This is a genomic window from Moritella viscosa (genome assembly GCF_900120065.1).
In the GTDB taxonomy this organism is placed as follows: domain Bacteria; phylum Pseudomonadota; class Gammaproteobacteria; order Enterobacterales; family Moritellaceae; genus Moritella; species Moritella viscosa.
On the sequence record NZ_FPLG01000093.1, the window covers coordinates 1 to 21,710 of the forward strand.

The 21,710-nt window shown below is 39.9% G+C and carries 20 protein-coding genes and 2 tRNA genes; 9 read left to right on the forward strand and 13 right to left on the reverse strand.

Translation table 11 applies throughout. The features are described from left to right. Window positions 1–224: 224 nt before the first annotated feature. Window positions 225–300: transfer RNA gene (locus tag BT797_RS13290), tRNA-His, on the reverse strand. 39 nt (window positions 301–339) lie between these two features. After that, window positions 340–416, reverse strand: a tRNA-Arg gene (locus BT797_RS13295). A gap of 261 nt (window positions 417–677) precedes the next feature. Here BT797_RS13295 and BT797_RS13300 point away from each other — a divergent pair. Together BT797_RS13300 and BT797_RS13305 are read left to right on the forward strand one after the other, a co-directional pair. Continuing rightward, on the forward strand, window positions 678–1,097 hold the full coding sequence (locus tag BT797_RS13300) for a c-type cytochrome (protein WP_075472345.1): 420 nt from the start codon (window positions 678–680) through the stop codon (window positions 1,095–1,097). Between the two features lie 174 nt (window positions 1,098–1,271). Further along, window positions 1,272–2,606 (forward strand): bifunctional diguanylate cyclase/phosphodiesterase, encoded by a 1,335-nt coding sequence (locus BT797_RS13305; RefSeq protein WP_045112263.1) that lies wholly within the window; start codon window positions 1,272–1,274, stop codon window positions 2,604–2,606. Window positions 2,607–2,636: 30 nt separating this feature from the next. On the opposite strand, the gene rep is transcribed toward BT797_RS13305, so the two are convergent. The 3 genes from rep to rpmB all read right to left on the reverse strand — a co-directional run bounded on the left by rep (window position 2,637) and on the right by rpmB (window position 5,181). Beyond that, complete coding sequence (gene rep / locus BT797_RS13310) at window positions 2,637–4,652, reverse strand: DNA helicase Rep (protein WP_045112264.1); 2,016 nt, start codon at window positions 4,650–4,652, stop codon at window positions 2,637–2,639. A gap of 125 nt (window positions 4,653–4,777) precedes the next feature. After that, on the reverse strand, window positions 4,778–4,933 hold the full coding sequence (gene rpmG, locus BT797_RS13315; protein WP_045108636.1) for a 50S ribosomal protein L33: 156 nt from the start codon (window positions 4,931–4,933) through the stop codon (window positions 4,778–4,780). 11 nt (window positions 4,934–4,944) lie between these two features. After that, a complete protein-coding gene (gene rpmB, locus BT797_RS13320) occupies window positions 4,945–5,181 on the reverse strand; it encodes a 50S ribosomal protein L28 (protein ID WP_006030956.1) in 237 nt (78 codons plus the stop codon). A 348-nt stretch (window positions 5,182–5,529) separates the two neighbouring features. Between rpmB and BT797_RS13330 the strand changes: the two genes are divergently transcribed. Both BT797_RS13330 and csdE read left to right on the forward strand, forming a co-directional pair. Further along, window positions 5,530–6,750 carry a cysteine desulfurase gene (locus BT797_RS13330; RefSeq protein WP_045112266.1) on the forward strand — a complete coding sequence of 407 codons (1,221 nt, stop codon included), beginning with the start codon at window positions 5,530–5,532 and terminating at the stop codon, window positions 6,748–6,750. A 68-nt stretch (window positions 6,751–6,818) separates the two neighbouring features. Beyond that, window positions 6,819–7,244, forward strand: coding sequence for a cysteine desulfurase sulfur acceptor subunit CsdE (gene csdE / locus BT797_RS13335; protein ID WP_045112267.1), 426 nt, complete (start codon window positions 6,819–6,821; stop codon window positions 7,242–7,244). A 57-nt stretch (window positions 7,245–7,301) separates the two neighbouring features. Here csdE and BT797_RS13340 read toward each other — a convergent pair whose 3' ends face one another. Together BT797_RS13340 and tcdA are read right to left on the reverse strand one after the other, a co-directional pair. Beyond that, a complete protein-coding gene (locus BT797_RS13340; RefSeq protein WP_075472347.1) occupies window positions 7,302–8,513 on the reverse strand; it encodes an acetyl-CoA C-acetyltransferase in 1,212 nt (403 codons plus the stop codon). 290 nt (window positions 8,514–8,803) lie between these two features. Continuing rightward, window positions 8,804–9,592 carry a tRNA cyclic N6-threonylcarbamoyladenosine(37) synthase TcdA gene (tcdA, locus tag BT797_RS13345; RefSeq protein ID WP_075472349.1) on the reverse strand — a complete coding sequence of 263 codons (789 nt, stop codon included), beginning with the start codon at window positions 9,590–9,592 and terminating at the stop codon, window positions 8,804–8,806. A gap of 167 nt (window positions 9,593–9,759) precedes the next feature. On the opposite strand from tcdA, the gene BT797_RS13350 reads away from it, so the two are divergent. Beyond that, the gene (locus BT797_RS13350) at window positions 9,760–10,512 is read left to right on the forward strand and encodes a glutathione S-transferase N-terminal domain-containing protein (RefSeq protein WP_075472351.1); all 753 of its coding nucleotides are present in this window, start codon (window positions 9,760–9,762) and stop codon (window positions 10,510–10,512) included. Between the two features lie 187 nt (window positions 10,513–10,699). Here BT797_RS13350 and ilvC read toward each other — a convergent pair whose 3' ends face one another. Then, the gene (gene ilvC, locus BT797_RS13355; protein WP_045112271.1) at window positions 10,700–12,175 is read right to left on the reverse strand and encodes a ketol-acid reductoisomerase; all 1,476 of its coding nucleotides are present in this window, start codon (window positions 12,173–12,175) and stop codon (window positions 10,700–10,702) included. 352 nt (window positions 12,176–12,527) lie between these two features. On the opposite strand from ilvC, the gene ilvY reads away from it, so the two are divergent. From ilvY to ubiK, 3 genes are all read left to right on the forward strand, one after another. Next, window positions 12,528–13,406, forward strand: a complete 879-nt coding sequence (gene ilvY, locus BT797_RS13360) for an HTH-type transcriptional activator IlvY (protein ID WP_045112272.1) — start codon at window positions 12,528–12,530, stop codon at window positions 13,404–13,406. Between the two features lie 89 nt (window positions 13,407–13,495). Beyond that, the gene (locus tag BT797_RS13365; RefSeq protein ID WP_075472352.1) at window positions 13,496–14,107 is read left to right on the forward strand and encodes an LA_2272 family surface repeat-containing protein; all 612 of its coding nucleotides are present in this window, start codon (window positions 13,496–13,498) and stop codon (window positions 14,105–14,107) included. Between the two features lie 83 nt (window positions 14,108–14,190). Continuing rightward, window positions 14,191–14,427: a ubiquinone biosynthesis accessory factor UbiK gene (ubiK, locus tag BT797_RS13370; RefSeq protein ID WP_045112274.1), complete on the forward strand. Its 237-nt coding sequence runs from the start codon at window positions 14,191–14,193 to the stop codon at window positions 14,425–14,427. An 86-nt stretch (window positions 14,428–14,513) separates the two neighbouring features. On the opposite strand, the gene BT797_RS13375 is transcribed toward ubiK, so the two are convergent. The 3 genes from BT797_RS13375 to BT797_RS13385 form a co-directional block, all read right to left on the reverse strand. Next, window positions 14,514–15,590, reverse strand: a complete 1,077-nt coding sequence (locus BT797_RS13375) for a potassium channel family protein (RefSeq protein ID WP_045112275.1) — start codon at window positions 15,588–15,590, stop codon at window positions 14,514–14,516. 6 nt (window positions 15,591–15,596) lie between these two features. After that, entirely contained in the window at window positions 15,597–16,463 is an 867-nt protein-coding gene (locus BT797_RS13380; RefSeq protein WP_075472354.1) for an alpha/beta fold hydrolase, read from the reverse strand. A gap of 154 nt (window positions 16,464–16,617) precedes the next feature. Further along, window positions 16,618–17,460: a 23S rRNA (adenine(2030)-N(6))-methyltransferase RlmJ gene (locus BT797_RS13385; RefSeq protein ID WP_075472356.1), complete on the reverse strand. Its 843-nt coding sequence runs from the start codon at window positions 17,458–17,460 to the stop codon at window positions 16,618–16,620. A 200-nt stretch (window positions 17,461–17,660) separates the two neighbouring features. On the opposite strand from BT797_RS13385, the gene BT797_RS13390 reads away from it, so the two are divergent. Further along, complete coding sequence (locus tag BT797_RS13390) at window positions 17,661–18,401, forward strand: DUF4852 domain-containing protein (protein WP_075472357.1); 741 nt, start codon at window positions 17,661–17,663, stop codon at window positions 18,399–18,401. Window positions 18,402–18,421: 20 nt separating this feature from the next. Here BT797_RS13390 and ilvA read toward each other — a convergent pair whose 3' ends face one another. Together ilvA and BT797_RS13400 are read right to left on the reverse strand one after the other, a co-directional pair. After that, a complete protein-coding gene (gene ilvA, locus BT797_RS13395) occupies window positions 18,422–19,987 on the reverse strand; it encodes a threonine ammonia-lyase, biosynthetic (RefSeq protein WP_045112279.1) in 1,566 nt (521 codons plus the stop codon). A 163-nt stretch (window positions 19,988–20,150) separates the two neighbouring features. Next, window positions 20,151–21,434: a dicarboxylate/amino acid:cation symporter gene (locus BT797_RS13400; RefSeq protein ID WP_045112280.1), complete on the reverse strand. Its 1,284-nt coding sequence runs from the start codon at window positions 21,432–21,434 to the stop codon at window positions 20,151–20,153. Window positions 21,435–21,710 lie beyond the last annotated feature (276 nt).

A 21,710-nucleotide genomic window follows, 5' to 3' on the forward strand; every position in this document is an offset into this window, starting at 1 on the left:
TGCGCTAATCACCGAACATGCTCATTAGAATGCATCATTCTTAACAAGTGTGCGCATTATAGATATTGTGTGTAAGTCTGCAAGTCTTTTTAACTAAAAAATGATTTTTTTATCATTTCCAATTAAATCGGAATAAAAACAAACAGCGCCAGTGCAAAAAACAATCAGAATAATTAGTTCACTATTAAACTGTATTTACCTTAGCGTGCATAATCAAAGAGTAATGGGGCGACTGATGGGATTTGAACCCACGACAACCGGAATCACAATCCGGGGCTCTACCAACTGAGCTACAACCGCCATTACCATTTAATTGCACAACCACTATAATAACGATAATGGTACGTCCGAGAGGAGTCGAACCTCCGACCTCACCCTCCGGAGGGGCGCGCTCTATCCAACTGAGCTACGGACGCATAAGCAATATACTACGTCCAACGGCGAATCTCGTCTAGGCAAATCCGTTAATTCAACATGAAAATGTTGCATAATTACAACACCTGTATCTTTTATAACCAACTAAAAGCACTATCGAACTAAGGAAAATGCAACAAACACTGTTACAACTATTTAACCTAAGGCTTGGTAAGGATATAATGGTTAACAGCAGTAGGGATTTATTATAACAAAAGTCACCCATAGACTGACAATACCATTATTAGGGAGCTAAAAAGAGCATGTATAAATTACGAAATATTCTAATCACTTTATCAGCATCATTACTATTTGCATTTACCGTAAGCGCAAGTCACAACTCTGCGGAATCAGTTGCAGAAAGAATTGCCCCAGTAGGTCAAGTATACTTACCAGGTGAACTGGCTCCAGTCGTAGCAAAAAGTACTGTACCTGCAGAACCACGCTCAGGTGAACAAATTTATACGACTACTTGTAACATGTGTCACGGCAGTGGCCTTGCTGGTGCTCCAATTAAAGGTAATGCAGATCAATGGGGACCTCGAATTGCAAAAGGTAAAGACACACTTTATCGCCATGCTATCGAAGGCTTCAATGACGCGATGCCAGCACGTGGTACTTGTGCAACATGTTCTGATGACGAATTACAAGCAGCTGTTGATTACATGATCCAAGGCCTGTAACACGAGAGATAAATAACGTTATAACAACAGGATGACCTTAACTCTCCGATTATAACCAAGCAATTCTTCGATCAAGCCACTCATTTTTTAGTGGCTTTTTTTTGACCCTCCGTTATCCACTGCTAGACTTTATCACTATAAGACTTAGTTTTTTCGTGATTAAAGACCATTAGGATGCCGACAGTGAACAAGGATCGTCTATCAAACCAACACAAGGCAAGCAGCACCAAACTTATCGGTCTCGCCCTATCACGTTCATTACGGACACAACGAGCCTTATTTTTAACACAGCTAAAATCAGCATCACAACAACTGCAGCAAACTCAACAAAGTTTTGTATTATTACTAATTAAAATTGATAACATCGCCGATGTAGAACAAAATTTTGGCAGTGAACTCAGTAATAAACTCATTACAATCATTCGCAACCACTTGCAATCATTAACCTCCAGTAACGACTGCTTGGTTAACTTACAAGGCGATGAGTTTGCCTTATTAAAAACGGATATAGTCGATGCAGATGGCGCTATCAACCTCGCTAAAAAGATTCAATCACAGTTCCGCTTTAGCTTTCAGGTAAGTAACTATAAAATTCTCTGCAGCTGCAGTATTGGAATTAGTTTACAACAAGCCCCCCACTCTGTGAGTAAAGTATTGAAAGACGCAGATATCGCCCTAAAAATGGCCCAACAGCAAGGTCTCGGTCAATACCATCTATCAACTGCGTTACCCGTACCAGCTGAAAATACCTTAGCTATATTGCAACAAGAAAAGCTAACTACCGCTATTATTAACAATGATATTCTGCCGTATTACCAACCCATTATTCAGCTTAACAGTAACCAATTAGTCGGTTTTGAAGTCATTGCCCATTGGCAAGAAGAGCATCATGACAATAGTTTTATGTCTTTCGCTGAACGTACCGATATTATTATCACCCTTGATTTACACATTATGTATCAAGCCTGTTTACAATTAAAAAAATGGCATGATTCGCACCCTAATAATCAGCAAATCATGTTAGCAATGAACTTATCCGTCAAACATCTCATTCTTGAAGGCGCTGTTGAACATTTAATTTTTATTATTCAACAACAACGGATCCCTCCACATCGTTTAGTATTTGAATTCAGAGAGCATGAGTTTATGGCTCACAATGAATTTGCCATACACGCGTTAGAAAAATTACGCCAAATAGGGGTGCAAGTAGGATTAGATAACTTTTGTACCGGTTTTAGTTCTTTGAATGAATTTTTCAAATATCCGATCGACTTTGTCAAAATAGACAGCAGCTTTACCAATCGTATGCTGATGTCTAAAAAAGATCTGTCGTTGATTCGCGTCATTAGAGATATTAGCCACGATCTGGGTTTTAAAGTCATTGTTGAAGGGATTAGCAATCCTCAGCAGCATGCTAAATTAATCGAGCTTGGCTGTGAGTTTGGTCAAGGCAGTTATATTGCTCAGCCAATGGACTATACGCAGGTTGACCGCTTATTAGAACTCTAATAAGCGTTATTTTATTTATACTATTCTCAATTACTTGTTAAACAGCGCTCTTAAATTTGCAACTCCACGCTTGCCTTTCTCTTGCTTTTCAACAGGAGAGTCTGGTTTTTTACGTAGGTCCCATTCCAGATCATCTTGCGGTAATTCAAGCAAAAATCGGCTTGGTTCAGGTTTCACTACTTCACCAAATTGACGGCGCTCTTTACATAACATCATGAACAATACTTTTTGTGCACGAGTGATGCCCACATAAGCTAAACGGCGTTCTTCTTCGACATTTGGATCATCATCAATGGAACTTTGATGCGGTAAAATACCCTCTTCCATCCCAACCATAAACACGTACGGATATTCCAGTCCTTTCGAAGCATGGTAAGTCATTAGCTGCACTTGATCTGAATCATCTTCTTCTTCATTGCGCTCGAGCATGTCACGTAACGTTAAGCGGGTAACCACTTGTGCCAGCGTCATCTCTTCATCGAGATCATCCCCTTTGAGCATTTCTGTAACCCAACGATATAACTCTGACACGTTCTTCATACGCATTTCAGCGGCTTTGGCACTAGGGCTGGTCTCATACAACCAGTCTTCATAATGTATATCACGCACCATATCACGCACAGCATCGATACTATCACTACGCTGTTCTTGATCTGCTAACTCAACTAACCAACGGGTAAAGCCACGAACGGCAAGTAAACCACGTCCAGTGAGGGTTTGTTCTAAGCCCATTTCAAAGCTAGCAGCAAACAAACTTATATTACGCATGTTGGCGTAATTACCTAATTTTTCTAATGTTGTCGGGCCAATTTCACGACGTGGTACATTCACAACACGTAAAAACGCATTATCATCATCCGGATTCACTAATAAACGCAAATAAGCCATCATATCTTTGATCTCAGCACGAGAGAAAAATGATGTACCTCCGCTGATTTTATACGGTATACGATTCGTCATTAATGCTTTTTCAAATAATCGAGATTGGTGGTTACCACGGTATAATATCGCATAATCTTTATATTCACTACGTGCCATAAACTTGTGTGCTAACAGTTCGGATACTACTTTTTCAGCCTCATGTTCTTCATTTTTTGTTGTGAATACTTTAATCGGATCGCCATACCCAAGTTCACTGAATAAGCGTTTATTAAACTCATGCGGGTTGTTATCAATTAAAATATTCGCGGCTTTAAGAATACGTTGCGTCGAGCGATAGTTTTGCTCTAGCTTTACCACTTTCAAACCAGGAAAATCTTTTTGTAATAACGTGAGATTTTCAGGACGGGCACCACGCCACGAATAGATAGACTGATCATCATCACCAACAACGGTAAATTTAGCACGTTGGCCAACAATCAGTTTCACCAGCTCATATTGGCTGGTATTGGTATCTTGGTACTCATCCACTAATAAATAGCGGATCTTGTTTTGCCAGCGTTCGCGAACTTCATCGTTGAGTCGTAATAACAAGGTTGGCATCATGATCAAATCATCAAAATCCAAGGCGTTATATGCTTTCATGTGACGCATATAATCGTCATAACACTGGGCAAATAATTTATCTTGCGGCATTTGCGCTCGGGCAATAGCTTGTGCCGGTAATACCAACTCATTTTTCCAATTCGAAATAGCACTACGTAATTGATCAATTAGTTCTTTATCTTCTTCGAGCGTCTCTTGAGTTAGCTCTTTTAATAAGGCGAGTTGGTCCTGATCATCAAACAGTGTGAATGCTTGTTTAATACCTAAATTTTTATATTCTTTACGAATAATATTTAAACCTAAGGTATGGAACGTCGATACCATTAAGCCTTTTGCTTCTTTCTTACCTAATGTTTGAGCAATGCGCTCTTTCATCTCACGCGCCGCTTTGTTGGTAAAAGTTACCGCAGCAATATTCTTGGCCTGATAACTACAGTTTTGCACTAAATGAGCAATTTTGGTGGTAATAACACGTGTTTTACCACTACCTGCACCAGCGAGTACTAAGCAAGGACCGGAAATATATTTAACAGCTTCATCCTGACGGGGATTCATTTTCATAGCGACAGCACCAGACTAAAACATTAAAGGAAAGAAGTAGAGATTAGATTGTAGCAAAATTAACATAAAAAAATGCCAGTTATAAATAACTGGCATTTTTTATACATTGAATACGAAATCAAGAATTACTTGATTTTGCCTTCTTTGTACATAACGTGCTTACGAATAACGGGATCAAATTTTTTGATTTCCATTTTTTCAGGCATGTTTTTCTTGTTCTTATCTGTGGTATAGAAGTGACCAGTACCAGCAGATGAATTCAGACGAATTTTATCGCGCATAATATAGCTCCTTAAACCTTCTCACCACGGGCACGCATTTCAGCAAGAACTGAATCGATACCCTTTTTATCAATAATACGCATACCTTTACAAGTAAGACGTAATTTTACAAAGCGGTTTTCGCTCTCAACCCAGAAACGATGTGTGTGCAGGTTTGGCAAGAAACGGCGACGTGTGCGGTTTTTTGCGTGAGAAACGTTGTTACCAACAGCTGGTTTTTTACCAGTAACTTGGCATACTTTTGACATAGTGTGCTCCAATAACTTCAAATATAAGTGTCTACATAGTCGCATTTGAAGCTACTAGGTATACTTTTAATGCTCGGTTTATACAGTAAACTCAGACATAAATCAATAATAGTGCAAAATATCACCACCTTTAAACACATAAAAGTAGTGCTAAAAACAAGCGCAAACGATTACTTTTTGAGCCAAAATGAAATAAAACAGTTTAAAACACAAAAAAAAGGCCAAAAACAAGCAATAAAAATTAAATCATAATAATTGCAAAAAGTATTTCGATTCGCCTAAATGTACAAATGCGAAACCCTTTTTTTCAGGTTATAATCCCCACTCCTTGATAGTGAGTTTACACCAATGCTTAACGATATAGAATTAACCGACCTTAGACAACAATTCCCCGTATTATCCCAACAAGTGAATGATCACCCATTAATTTACTTAGATAATGCAGCGACAAGTCAAAAACCCTTGTGCGTTCTCGAGGCGATTAATACCTACTATCGTGACATTAACGCAAATGTACACCGCGCTTCACATGCCCTCAGCGCGCAAGCAACATCCGCGTATGAAAATGCCCGTGATATCTGTGCGCAATTTATTAATGCAAATAGCAGTAAAGAAATAATTTGGACCCGTGGCACAACAGAAGCGATCAACTTAATCGCGAACAGCTTAACAACAGAATTTCAAGCTGGGGATGAGATTATCATTTCAACCCTAGAGCACCACGCTAATATCGTGCCTTGGCAAATGCTAGCACAGCGTACAGGGGCAATTATTAAAGTCATTCCTCTATTGCCGTCAACAGATATCGATATGCAGGCTTACAAGTTGTTATTAAGCGATAAAACTAAACTTGTTGCCGTTAGCCATGTATCTAATGCGATTGGCACTGTGAATCCCATTGAAGAGATCATTGCTTTAGCTAAACAAACTAACGCAAAGGTATTAATCGATGGTGCCCAAGCTATTTCACATTGGGACGTAGACGTGCAAGCACTCGGTTGTGACTTTTATGTGTTCTCTGGGCATAAAATGTATGGCCCCACTGGTATCGGCGTGCTCTGGGGTAAAGAAATGTTGCTTAATCAGCTACCGCCTTGGCAAGGCGGTGGGGAAATGATTAAAGCCGTCAGCTTTGAACATACAACTTATAACGAATTACCGTTTAAGTTTGAAGCGGGTACACCGAATATTGCCGGAACAATCAGCCTTGCGCGCGCCATGACTTTTTTAAAGAGTTACGATCGCCAAGCGCTGGCAGATCACGAAGCTGAACTACTAGCCTACACCACAGCGCAACTCGAAAAAATGCCACGCATTAAGATTATTGGTTCACCTCAACATCGTGCAGGTGGCGTCAGCTTTATTATGGGAGACGCCCATAATGGTGATGTGGGTATGCTGTTGGATTTACAAGGCATAGCAGTGCGTACCGGTCATCACTGTGCACAACCTTTGATGCAGAGCCTTAACTTATCCGGTACTATTCGTGTATCACTCGCCATTTATAACACAAAAGCAGAAATAGACTTCTTCATTACAGCATTAAATGAATTGCAAGATTTACTCTAATCTCAATAAATAAAAAATTAACTTTATCCCACGAGACTTTATGTCTGGTTGGTAATACAGGAATGATCATGACCGATTTCTCGTCGAGCCCATTTGGTAACGAAATTACCAGTAGCGATGTAATGACTTTATTAACCGCACAAAATGGTTGGCAAAATAAATACCGTCAATTAATTTTGCTCGGTAATAAGATCCCAGCGTTAACTGATGATTATAAAGTAGCAGAAAATCAAATTAAAGGCTGCGAAAGTCAGGCTTGGTTAGCGTTTAGTTGTGACAATGATGAGCGACTATGGTTTGGTCTGGATTCAGATGCGCGTATTGTTAAAGGTTTAATGGCGGCATTATTAGCAGCTGTTAATGGTAAAACGCGCGTTGAAATAGCAGCATTTAATATTGATGACTATTTTTCTCAGCTTGGTTTTATGCAACAGCTTAGCCCTTCTCGTGGCAATGGTTTAAAAGCGGTGATCGCGGCAATTCAAGCGGCTTAATAATGAGAATATAAGTGGTGAATTGATTAACACCACTTATATATCAACTGATGTTTACTATTTCTGCAGATTTTTAACAATCAAAGCTGTGCCCATACCACCACCAATACACAACGATGCTAAGCCATAATCTACACCACGTTTCTGCATTTCATGTAATAGCGTCACAGTAATACGACCACCGGAAGCACCCAAAGGATGACCTAAAGCAATCGCGCCACCATTCACATTGGTTTTATCTGCAAACCAGTCCATATCAACATTATGCTCTTGAGTCAGATTAGTCATTACCCCTAATGCTTGCGCAGCAAAGGCTTCGTTTAATTCTAATAATTCTATCTGCTCTAATGACATATCTGCACGCTTTAGTGCTTGCTCAATAGCAGGAACGGGGCCTAACCCCATAACTTGTGGGTCAATACCACCTTGACCATAAGCGATTAACTCTGCCATTGGCTCTAAACCGTATTTTTCTACCGCCGCTTCAGAGGCTAAGATGATCGCAGCGGCACCATCATTAATACCAGATGCATTTGCCGCTGTCACCGAACCATCCGCTTTAAATGCTGGACGTAATTTAGCTAAACCTTCAACACTGGTATTGTCTTTTGGATATTCATCCGTCGCAAAACTTTGCGTCTGACGACGTACTTTTATTTCAACTGGCACAATCTCGTCAACGAAACGTTCTGCCGCGATCGCAGCCACCGCTTTATGTTGGCTGCCGACAGCAAACGTATCTTGTTGTTCACGGGTTAAACCAAATTGATCAACAATATTTTCTGCCGTCATACCCATGTGGTAATTATTAAATACGTCCGTCAAACCATCATTAATCATGGCATCAACCATGGTCATGTTACCCATTTTAGAGCCAAAACGTGTTTTCGCTGGCATCAAATAAGGAATGTTAGACATACTTTCCATGCCTGCAGCAACCACTATGTCCGCATCACCAGCTTTAATATGTGCCGCACCATCCATAATCGTTTTCATGCCACTACCACAGATCATGTTTAACGTATAAGCAGGCACTGTTGCAGGAATACCCGCTTGCATTGCAGCTTGACGACCTGGTCCCATACCTTGTCCAGCACTAATCACATTACCAACAATGACTTCATCAACGTGCTCAGGATTAACATTAGCTGCGACTAGTGCACCTTTAATTACGGTCGCGCCTAATGTTGCGGCATCCACACCCGCTAAGCTACCGCCAAAACTACCAAGGGCTGTACGTTTTGCTGCAACGATAAATACTTTACTCATACCTTGTTTCCTTACTTGATGTGATCTGTTTTACTTTTCAAACATGTGTTTGAATGGTATCACAAGTTATTAACATAACCGAATTTAGCGAAGATCAAATCAATGCAGATAAATAACAACAAGCCCTATTATCAAGAACTATAAGAATAGAATATTGGGAAGGTAAAAATAGTATGTTGATTTTAATAAAATAAAACCAGTTAACACAATCTATATTAACTGGTTTAAGTCATGTTTGAGAACATGACTTAACTGATGACAGTATTAATGAAACAAACTAACTGAGCGAGTTATGCGTTGGTTTTTTCGGCTAGTTTTTTTAATACTCTCGACGCCGCAACTAAGCCAAAACTGGCTGTCACCGCCGTGGATGCGCCAAAACCACTTGAACAATCCATGCCCGTTGCACCATCAGCAAAATTCTTGGTCATGCATACTTCACCATCAGAACTGGGATAAATGAGTTGTTCCGTAGAAAACACGCATTCAATACCAAATTTACGTTTGGTATTTTTAGTGAAATTATATAAACGACGCAAGTCAGAACGTACTTTAGCCGCTAACGGATCTTGATACGTTTTCGCTAAGTCAGTCACCTGAATTTGCGTTGGATCTATTTGTCCACCTGCTGCACCAATAGTGATACATTTGATTTTGTTACGTTTGCAATAGGCTAATAACGCCGATTTTGAACGTACACTATCAATCGCATCAATCACATAATCATAATCTGTGCTCAGGTGTTCGCCAATATTATCGGTACTGACAAAATCATCGATAAGATTAACCACACATTCCGGATTAATGGCATGAATACGTGCCGCCATCACATCAATTTTTTGCTGACCGATAGTATCTTTTAATGCATGAATTTGACGGTTAGTATTCGTCACGCAAATATCATCCATATCAATCAGCGTGATCTTGCCTACACCCGAACGCGCTAACGCTTCTGCCGCCCAAGAACCCACACCACCAATCCCAATCACACACACATGTGCTTGATTAAAAAACTGCAGTGCTTTTAGTCCATATAAACGTGCAATACCACCAAAACGATTATCATATTCGGCCGACATACCCTACCCCAAATCAAGCAAAAAACGCATTATACTGATTCAATCTCATAACTCAAAGTTTGCGATAAATAACACTTCTATCAGAATAATATTATCCTACCCCAGACTAGACAGATTTTTCAAATTTGTGCATTTAAGATGAAGCTTTAACTAGACGGATTTACGCTATGTTTGATCTACTGACTTCTACTCTGGCTTCACAAACCCGCTTATGGGCGGGTACCAAAGCGGCAAAAACCACGATTAATGAGCAAGATCCGTTAATCATGTATGACAACGAAGCCGACCCACTTTGTCGCTTAGTACGTGAAGCGATTTCAGAATTGAATCTTGATGTGCTTATTATTCCCTGCCCCAAAGGTGGAGAGCGTCACAGGCAAGAGCTACAAGAAATGTACAGCACAGATAAAATTCCATTTTTGATTGATAAGAACACCCAGATCATCTTAAATTCAACGTCTGAGATCATCAGCTATCTATACAAGCATTATGCGAATAGCAGTGCACCGATTCGGTTACGCGCGAATATTTTTAATTATGTGAGTTCAACAAGTGCATCGCTGATCCGTTGCAACGCAGGTAAAACTAAAAAACCCGCATTAAAGCCTACTGACCCACTGGTATTATACAGTTTTGAAAGTAGCCCTTATTCACGCCCTGTTCGTGAGACGCTATGTGAATTAGAACTGCCGTATTTATTGGTTAATTTAGGTAAGCAACAATTTGGTGAACTTGGTCCTGCAACACGACGCTTAAGCCCGGGAGAATACAGCCCATTACCAGAAACTAAGCGCAGTGTATTTTTTGCAGAGCATGGCACAGTACAAGTCCCTTTCTTGAAAGATCCAAACACCAACATAGATATGTTTGAGTCAAAAGCAATCGTGAAATATTTAATCACGACGTATGCTATAGAATAATGAATGTGACCAGATGAAAATACTAGGATAGCAAACGCTTATGATGGGTAACTAAAGTATATATTGTTAAGCTATTCGTTCTCCTTTTCTAACATAATTCTATCGGATATTTGCATAAAAAAAGCCCAGTAAACATAATCATGCTTACTGGGCTATATCAACTAAACCTTGATACTTATATCAGGTATTAGCCAACAATTTTCTTCATGTCTGACATATAACCACGTAATTTCTTACCGATAGCTTCTACAGGGTGATTACGAATTTCGTCGTTAACTTCGATTAAACGCGCATTATCAACGCCGTTTGATTCAGCAGAGAATGCAGACCCCATTAGTTCAGTTGGTAATGCATTTACGTATTCACGTAGTTGTGGTCCCGCTTCGTGAGCAAACAGGTAACAACCGTATTCAGCTGTATCAGAAATAACAACGTTCATTTCATATAAACGCTTACGGGCAATTGTGTTCGCAATTAGCGGCGTTTCATGTAGTGATTCATAGTATGCAGACTCATCAACGATACCTGATGCGACCATGCTTTCAAACGCAAGTTCAACACCCGTTTTAATCATAGCAACAAATAATGTTCCGTTGTCGAAGAACTCTTGCTCGTCAATCACGATGTCTGATTCAGGGTAATTCTCAAAGGCAGTTTCGCCAGTCTCTTTACGCCATTTAAGTAGGTTCACATCATCGTTTTTCCAGTCAGCCATCATCGTTGATGAGAAATGACCCGTAATGATGTCATCCATGTGCTTTTCGAATAATGGGCGAAGTGTTATTTTCATTTCTTCAGCCATATCGAATGCTTTAAGTTTTGCAGGATTAGATAGGCGATCCATCATGTTCGTGATACCGCCATACTTAAGTGCTTCAGTGATAGTTTCCCAACCAAACTGAATTAGTTTACCTGCGTATGCTGGTGATTTACCGTCAGCAACCATTTTATCAAACGCAAGAATTGCACCGGTTTGTAACATACCACATAGGATAGTTTGCTCACCCATCAGGTCAGATTTAACTTCAGCAACAAACGAAGACTCAAGTACACCCGCGCGATCGCCACCCGTTGCAGAAGCGTATGCTTTTGCAATTGCTAGGCCATTGCCTTTAGGATCATTTTCAGGGTGAACTGCGATCAGTGTTGGTACACCGAAACCACGTTTGTATTCCTCACGAACTTCAGAACCAGGGCACTTAGGCGCAACCATTACTACAGTAATGTCTTCACGCACTTGCATGCCTTCTTCAACGATATTGAAACCGTGAGAATAAGACAGCGTTGAACCTTGCTTCATTAGCGGCATGATAGTTTCAACTACATTTGAATGCTGCTTATCAGGTGTAAGGTTAAGTACTAGGTCTGCTTGTGGGATTAAATTCTCATAAGTATCAACAACGAAACCATTTTCTGATGCATTTAAGAATGACTGACGTTTTTCTGTAATCGCCGCAGCACGTAATGCATAAGAAATGTTAAGACCCGAGTCACGCATGTTTAGACCTTGGTTTAGGCCTTGTGCACCACAACCCACAATAACAATTGACCAATCTTTAATGAAGTTACAACCGTCAGCAAACTCACTGCGATCCATAAAACGACATTTACCAAGTTGCTCTAACTGCTGGCGTAAGTTTAAAGTGTTAAAATAGTTAGCCATGTTGCTCTCCATGAGAATTTTGTAATTTGAATGCGCTATCACCACTCCAGTGATGCTCTACCACTCACTATATGCTAAGTTACACATTGCTGGAAATGATATATTTACAATATAGTGTTGCAATAAACGCAACGTTCGCATTTATATACAAGAACGCCGTTCGAACGCGGTGTTAAAACAAAGAAAGTACCGAACCAGTAAAACTTAAACCCAACTATAAATGTAAATGCAGAGTTTTAGACTAAATCATTCCATTATAATTAATCACAATGTCTTACACTTAAACTCATTATTATCATTAATGATTGCACACAGAAAATAACAATTAAACCCACTAAGAATAAGGTGAAATATGGATATTCGTTCACTACAACTTTTTTTACATTTAGCGGCCACTTTACACTTTGGGAAAACGGCAGAAGCGATGCATGTCAGTACATCAACACTGACCCGCACTATGCAGCGTTTAGAAGAAGCGGTTGGCAGCCAAATATTCGCCCGAGATAATCGCTCAGTAGCATTAACCGAAAGTGGGAAACGACTACAAAGCTTCGCCCAACAAACTCTCGAAAATTGGACTCAACTGAAAGCTGACCTGAATAATCACAGCGGCGAACTTGATGGTGAGCTTACGATTTTCTGCTCAGTGACCGCAGCCTATAGTCATTTACCACCGATTCTCGATAAATTCCGCTTATTGCACCCAAATGTTGAATTAAAACTGATTACCGGAGATGCAGCGATGGGCATGCAACTGGTTGATGAAGAAAAAATTGATATTGCCATTGCTGCCCATCCAGACCAAATATCGAATCGATTAAAATTTGTCGAGATTGCAAAAGTACCGCTATCAATCATTACCCCGGTGATTTCCTGCCAAGTTCAACAGCAAATAATGCAAGATAATATTAATTGGAATGCCGTGCCTTTTATCTTACCTGAGCACGGGCCTGCACGTAAAAGGATTGATAAATGGTTTAAACAAATGAAAATTAAACCGAGTATTTATGCCACGGTTGCAGGTCATGAAGCGATTGTCAGTATGGTCGCATTAGGGCTTGGAGTAGGTATAGCCCCTGCGGTTGTGGTTGATAACAGTCCAGTCAGAGATCGTGTCTTGACCTTTGAAAACAGTAATACAATAGATCCATTCGATCTTGGTTTATGCTGTCAGCGAAAACGCTTTGACGAACCTTCGATTGCAGCTTTTTTTAGTATGATTAATCATTAATTTGTCATACATTATTATTAAGAATAACAAGAGTGTTCCGTTATAATCGGGATCTACTCTTCTCTTATCATTGTTACTATGGAGTTTTCATGGGATTAAAAAAAATAGGCATGCTAATGCTAGCCGCTTTAAGTCTAAGCCAAACAGCAGTTGCCAATGAGGTGCCAACACAATTTTCCACGGTTGGCCTCAACGCGCCAAAAAGTCAGGATGTTAATGGTTTCCGCTTTTCATTATTCCATGGACAAACAGAAAAAGTACAAGGCTTTGATATGGCCGTATTAGGTTTATCTGAAGTAGATAAATTTGAAGGCATAAGTTTTAATTTATTGCTTGGAGCAAGTAAAGTAAACAAGGAATTTTCAGGAACGTCATTTGGTTTACTTAACTGGCATCTAGGTCAAGATACCGGTTTTAACATGGCCCTTGTAAATAACACCAGCCATGTGAAGGGTGTCAATTTAGCCATGGTTAATTTATCAAAAACAGTGGCGGGCGCAAATATAGGCTTAGTTAACTATAGCGACCGGTTATCTCTTGTTGATTTTGGTGTAATTAATTATGCAAAAACGGCTAAATTTCAATTTGGTTTATTCAACGTAACCGAAAACTTACAAGGTTTACAGATTGGTTTATTAAACTATGCTGAAAATGGAGTGGTAAAAATATTACCGCTGATCAATTTTCAGCATTCATTTTAGGTCGATTAATCGATAACTAAAATGCTAGACTATCATCAAACGAAATGAACGAATGTTAAACTCACTCCGTAATTAGGTGCCGTATGATCAAGCCACAAAAATTAGAAGAAATCGCGAAGCAAATACATGAATCTCTACCAACGGGTGTTAAATCGTTAGGAGCAGAAGTAGAAAAGAAGATCCATCAAGTATTGCAATCACAACTGAATAAACTTGATCTGGTTAACCGCGAAGAATTTGAAGTTCAAACTAAAGTATTATTACGTACTCGTGAAAAGTTAGCGGCGTTAGAAGCACGTTTAACAGAACTCGAAAAATAATAGATTGGCCTGATATACTTTTTACTATTGTAATATCAGGTCACTATTTCTAGCTACTTCGCGTTTATCCAGTAAGAGACCTGTCCTTACTTATCTATGTTCAATAATAATACATCTACCCAATTAATCTCGTGCTTACGGATCCGTTCATTAGCGATATAATGTAACACCTGACCATTCTTAAGTGCTGTGTCCATGGCTGGATTTAATTTAAACCCTGTTCCTTTCTCATCGTCTGCAATAGCCATTAAAGTCATCGCATATTTTTCACGCAAAGGCTGAAATACATCACCAACCGTCATTTCCGGAGCGCCTTCTAAAGTCAGAGAATATAACGTAGCCTCCTCAAGAGTAGAAAACAATTGTTCATGGACAATACTGGCACCAGGCGACTGCATCGTTCGTACTAAAATTTCGGCATGGCGTGAACTTGCGCATTCGACATTGGGACAATGCGCTCGCAGCAGATCAGCTTTACTTTCCTCATGAAAATAAGCACTGATATGCGCCTTTTTTGAGGCGTGTGATGAGGCACTTAATGCCATAGATAGTGTCATTTCATCATTTTCACCATCAACAATAATAGAACTCGCCTGTGCAATCGCAATACGCGCTAATTCATCACGATCGGTGAAAGATTCTAGTTTGGCAAACTCCACATCCAGCAGTTGTGGGAATGGATGGCTCATATCGCGCTCAACACACAAAATTATCTTGCGTTTATACCGCTTTTTATCGGCAAGAATCAGCTCTAAAATCCGTTTAGTGCGATGCGCACGCCAGCCTAAAATTAAAATATGGTCGCTATAAGTACTAAAATCTTTTTTTCCGTTCATACCTTTCCTTGCGAGTGCCACGATTGCTTGCGTGGTTTTACCAATCGCAGCACCAAAAATTAATAACCCAAAAGGGATCTGTACCAAAGCAACAACAAGTTGTCCATGTGCTGTCGCCGGCGATAAATCACCAAAACCAACCGTGCTGATCACCACAACGGTGTAATAGAAAAATGTCAGCGGTTCAATTAACGTGCTTTCACCCGCTAACCATAACAATCCCCATACGACGGCTAAATAACTACAAAAAATAAAAAATAGATTCGCCCAACGCAGTTCAGCAGTGAGCTTGCGTAACGCTAGGCTAATTAATCGAGATATATACATATTGACCTAATGTTTATTAATAGCTAAGTGCTGGCGAATAAGGTCAGCCGTTTGCAGCGGTTGCTCTAACGGGAACAAATGCCCACCGTCCACTTCAACCAGTTTAATATGTGGCTGCTTACGCAATAATCGAGCGACGGCTTCTGCCGATAACGTATCAGAGTTACACCCTCTGATCACCACGGTATCGGTCGTTAAATTTTTAACGCTCGACCAAACCCAAGGTACTGTCTGATAAATAGAAGCTTCCCACTCACGACTATAACTCAGTTTAAAACCGTCATCGGTTTGGTACAAACCTTCGGCCATGTAATCAGATAATACGCTGTCAGAAATACCTTTAAAACCACGCACTTTACGGTGAAAATCGAAACCTTGCTGAATATTAGCAAACGTATTTGGACGTCTTAATGTTTTTTCAACCAGTGGTAATTTCTTACGTAAGAAGTGAGGTAGATTACGCATAACCCAAATCATATGGGGTTCAAGAATAACCGGGTCCAGAAGAACAAGTTGTTTCACTTTTTCAGGCTCACGAACCGCACAAATGATACTAATCAAACCACCCATCGAATGGCCGACTAAGGTAACGGGCTCTGGTTGCGCGGTAATAAAACGACAAGCGTCATCGATCATTAATCGCCAATTATCAAAATCATCGGGAACCGGTAATGGCCATAACGGACGCTGGTAAACAGCGCTAACTTTATATTCGTCGGTAAGCGGTTGTAACATTTGTTGGTACATGGCTGGCGGAAAACCATTAGCATGAAAAAAAACCAAATGCTCACCTTCCCCACCGATATGTTTAGCGGGTAACCCAGCAGCGACAGAGCCCTGCGCTGATAATTGTTCTGCGATCCATTGCTTCATAATCGGCCTATTTTTACATGTGCGACTTAATACTTTGTACTAATTCTATAATTTTTTGAACTTCAAACTATATGAATAAAACACAACCTAAGTATTACGTACGCAAGTTAGAATTACGATATACTTCAATATCATAATTCTACATTACATTTACTTATTCTGGAACTAACCACTCAAGACGGAAAAATGCATTTTGATCTTGCGCTAATTCTTTCGTTAACCAAGGCAGTAACTCTTCCATTTGCGAAACTAATTTCCACGGTGGATTAATAACAACCATACCAGTACCAGTCATACCACGTTCTTCAGTATCACCTTTTACGCATAACTCGATCACTAAAATCTTTTTAATGCCAGTACCAACAAAATCACGCATTAAGCGATCAATCGTACGACGCTCAATAACTGGGTACCATAATGCATAAGTACCCGTTGCAAAACGGCGATAAGTTTGTGCGATCTCTTGAACAACTTGGCGGTATTCCGTTTTGATTTCATAAGACGGGTCCAATAGTACGAGTCCACGCTTTGAACGTCCCGGTAATAGCGCTTTTAAGCCTTCGTATGCATCTTTTTTATGAACACGCGCTTGGCGATCTCCAGCAAATTCTTGCTCCAGTAATTTTACATCAGCTGGATGTAACTCAGTCATTTGCATGCGGTCTTGCTCACGTAATAATAAACGCGCAACCAATGGTGACCCAGGATAATGTTTCAACGTCGACGTTTTATTTAATTGTTTAATTACACTTAAATAAGGGATGATTGGCGCAGGCACTTCATTTTGCTGCCAAATACGCGCAATACCATCAACATACTCAGCTGTTTTTTCAGCATGTTCACTCGACAAGCTATAACGACCGGCTGCAGAATGAGTATCGTGATAAATAAAAGGTGTATCCTTTTGTTTTAACGCTTCTAAAATCAATACTTCGACCGTGTGTTTAAGTACATCAGCAAAGTTGCCAGCGTGAAAACTGTGGCGATAGCTCAGCATAATATTTCCAATATAAAAATGATAAATTAATTGCGGTAAAGGGTAGCACTATTTACTTAAAACTAGGCTATTTATTCTATCTTTCAAGTACCCAATAGTATGCTTTATTCATACTTTCGTTAATGATTCAGTTGTTATAGTGATTAGTGCAGTTCGACGGTATACATACGGTTCTATTAATTTGACCAAAGGACACAACCATGCAGCAATCATTAATACTCATATTATCGCTTCTACTATCAGCTTGTAGCCTTAATCAAAAACGTTTAACTTCATCTCCAGTATTTAATAAAAATCCGCTGTTAACCACAACGGGAAAAGCACATTACCTTAATTGGGACCGCGCATTAACAGCATCCATCTTACTGAATAAAGACTACTCTTTTAACCAGCACATAGATGCTTACACCGCTCTTTATCATCCAGACATTGTAAATTTTTATAATAATGATGACGCCTTGCTTGCACTCAAAAAAATAAAACTACGCCGACACTGGAAAATGAGTAATGAACAACAACGAGGGCAACTTCTACGCTTACAAACCGAGGTCAATCTAGGTGCTTATGATCGCCAGCTGCAAGCATTTCCAATTAAAGCCATTAAACTACGTAATGAGCAACAAAATTATCAATATAAATTAACTAAAACACTACCGAAAGAAAGCAGTTTCCCTCCATATTTTTATATTTATATTAGTAATATAACCCAGCTTAAACAGTTAAAATTAGAACCTGTACTAGCCCGATTAGTAACGAGCAATAATATTCAACGAGGTCATATCAACAGCCTACCTATCGATATCGAAATTAACATTAATCAAGTTGCAGGTCAGCAAGGAGAGGGATTGGGCGCAATCATGACTCGCGTAATTTTTTACAGCGATATAGGCAGAGAAGTACCACTGAGAATTGATTTATTCTCAGTGGTGGACAATGAGTAAATTTGACCCATCGATACTATTTAATGCGCAAGAAAAAACTTATACGCCGGATTGTTAGTTTCTTCTTTATATTGATAACCCAACTTAACTAAATAAGCTGAAAAAGCTTTCATCTCACCATCAGGTAACTCAAAGCCCGTTAATACACGACCATAAGCAGCACCATGGTTACGATAATGAAATAAGGTAATATTCCAATTCATACCTAGAGTTAATAGAAAGTTTTGCAATGCGCCTGGATGTTCAGGGAATTCAAAGCTAAACAAACGTTCTTGCAAATCTTCAGCAGGACGCCCACCAACCATATAACGTACATGCTGTTTGGCCATTTCATCTTCAGATAAATCAACCACTGGGTACTCTGCATCTTCCAGCTGTGTAATGACAGTCGCTAATTCAGCCGTACCTTGGGGCGTACGTAAACCGACAAAGATATTTGCCGCGGCACGATTAGAATAACGGTAGTTAAATTCAGTCACCGCACGGTTACCGATTAATTCACAGAACTTTAAGAATGCACCAGGACGTTCAGGGATCGTCACCGCAAGCACAGCTTCCTTCTTCTCGCCATATTCACTACGCTCTGATACATAACGTAATGAATGGAAATTGACATTAGCACCGCTTAAGATCGCGGTCATATTCTGATCACGTAAACCGTTTAATTCAGTATATTTTTTTAATCCTGCCAGTGCTAATGCCCCCGATGGTTCAGCAATTGCACGGGTATCTTCAAAAATATCTTTTAACGCTGCACAGATCTCATCACTGCTCACCGTGATCACATCATCGATAAATTCATTACAAAGGCGGAATGTTTCAGTACCAATCCGCTTTACCGCCACACCATCGGCAAAAATACCCACACGGTCAAGCGTGACGGGTTCACCAGCATCTAAGGCCGCGCGTAAACAGGCTGAATCTCGAGGCTCAACACCAATCACTTTAATTGATGGTTTTAATTGTTTGATATACACAGCAATACCCGCAGCAAGACCGCCGCCGCCAACAGGCACAAAGATATAATCTAAATGGGCATTTTGTTCTAGCAGTTCACGAGCAATAGTACCTTGCCCCGCGATAACATCCGGATCATCAAACGGCGGGATCAAGGTATAACCTTCTTCTGCTGAAAGTGTCTTGGCATGATTTGATGCTTCATCAAAATTATCACCATATAAACAAACGTCGGCACCAAAACCACGCACCGCGCTCACTTTAATATCGGGGGTAATAACCGGCATCACAATAATGGCTTTAATACCCAACTTCTTAGCAGACAAGGCAACACCTTGGGCATGATTCCCCGCAGAAGCAGCAACGACGCCACGTAATTTTTGTTCTTCAGATAATTGCACCAATTTATTAAATGCACCGCGTAATTTAAACGAGTGCACGGGTTGGCGATCTTCACGTTTAAGAAGAATACTATTACCCAAACGTTCAGATAATTTTGTTAATGGTTGTAACGGGGTGACCACAGCAGCTTCATAAACCGGTGATAACAGGATCTTACATAAGTATTCACTTGCTGTAAGTTGTGATTGGGGTTGTTGGGGCTCGTTATTTGTCACTCGATCATCCATTGAAATATAACTGACAAGTTAACGCATTGGCATGCAATCGTTAACGCTATAATTTAGTTATAACAACAATCGAAACAGATAAAAAGGTTTAACTCAGGATAACTTTTTGCAGGAAATAAAAAAGGGAGCATTTCGCTCCCCTTTGGATATTTATATTAATTGATTAAGCTGTTTTAGCTACTGTATTTGTATCTTCAGAACCATGTGCTATTTCGAGGTTTAGTTCACCTTCACTCTTAGCAACAATCGTATTAACCGCTGTATCACCGATTACATTAGCAGAAGTACAGAACATATCATTAATACGGTCAACCGCAGCAATAATAGCGAGTGCTTCAACAGGTAGACCAAGTTGCGTGAGTAACACACCGATCATCACGATACCGCCACCTGGTACACCACCTGCGCCAACAGATAGTAATAGGATAGTTAGACCCATAGTAAACATATCAGTAACTTGCAGTGGTGTGCCGTATGCGTTGGCAGCAAATACTGTCGCAATTGAGATGTAGATAGAAACACCAGACATGTTCATTGTAGCGCCCAGTGGAACACCAAAACCAGCAACTGTTTTCGATACACCAATCTTATCCGTAAGGGTACGCATAGTTACCGGGATTGTCGCGTTTGAACTTGCTGTCGATAGTGAAAATAGGAACTGCTCACGAACTTGACGACGGAATGTGGCTGGGCGGATACCCGTTGATGCCCATACTGCTAGTGGGTATACAATTAATATCCATACTAAAAGCAATGCTACAACTAGACCCACATAACTCGCAACTGAAGCTAGCGTTGCACCATCAAGCGTCGCACCTAATTGAATCATTAACGCGAATACACCAAACGGGGCAAAGCTCATGATTAGGCTAACAAGTTTCATCATGATGTCGTTCGCGATTTGGAATGCATTAACCGCTGGACCACCTTTCTTGTCTAGCGCTTGAATTGCTAGGCCAGTGATGATTGCCATGAAGATGATTTGTAACATGTCACCAGAAGCAAATGCTTGCACTGGGTTACTTGGTACGATGTTAACAATCATTTGACCGATATCAGGTGTTTCTGTTGATGTTAGATGTACCGCAGTACCACCTAATTCAGCAAGGTTTGCACCAACACCTGGTTGAACAATCATTGCCACAATAAGTGCTACTGTGATTGCGATTGCTGTATTAGCTAGGTAAAGGAAGAACGTTTTGCCACCTAAGCGACCAAAACTTTTGATGTCTTTCAGTTCACATACACCACATACAATAGAGATGAAAACTAATGGCACAACCATTAATTTAATCAGTGATACAAACATAGTACCGACTGCAGTAGCTGCACCGACAAAATATGTATCAAGGAATGATCCTGCACCAAAGCCGTACTGAACAATTGTACCCAGTAACAAGCCCACAAACAGGGATATAAATATTTTCGAACTTAGTGATTTATCCATAACAAACTCAGCCTTTCAATTATCATAGTAGTGTGTGTTTTTTTACTTATATATTATTTTTATATTTTTACAATTCTTTGCACTGCAAGACTTGATGGGTGGAGAGTATTACAACTACATTGACGAATGGAAGCAGTTCAATCATCTGGCAACAGGAAAGTTGAGGTTGGTCACATATCCAAGTATTTTTTGACCTTTTACGAGTATGTAACATCTACACAATCATCAATAAAAGCCTCTTTAAATTAAGAAACGTCAATTTTATCGGGTTAAAAC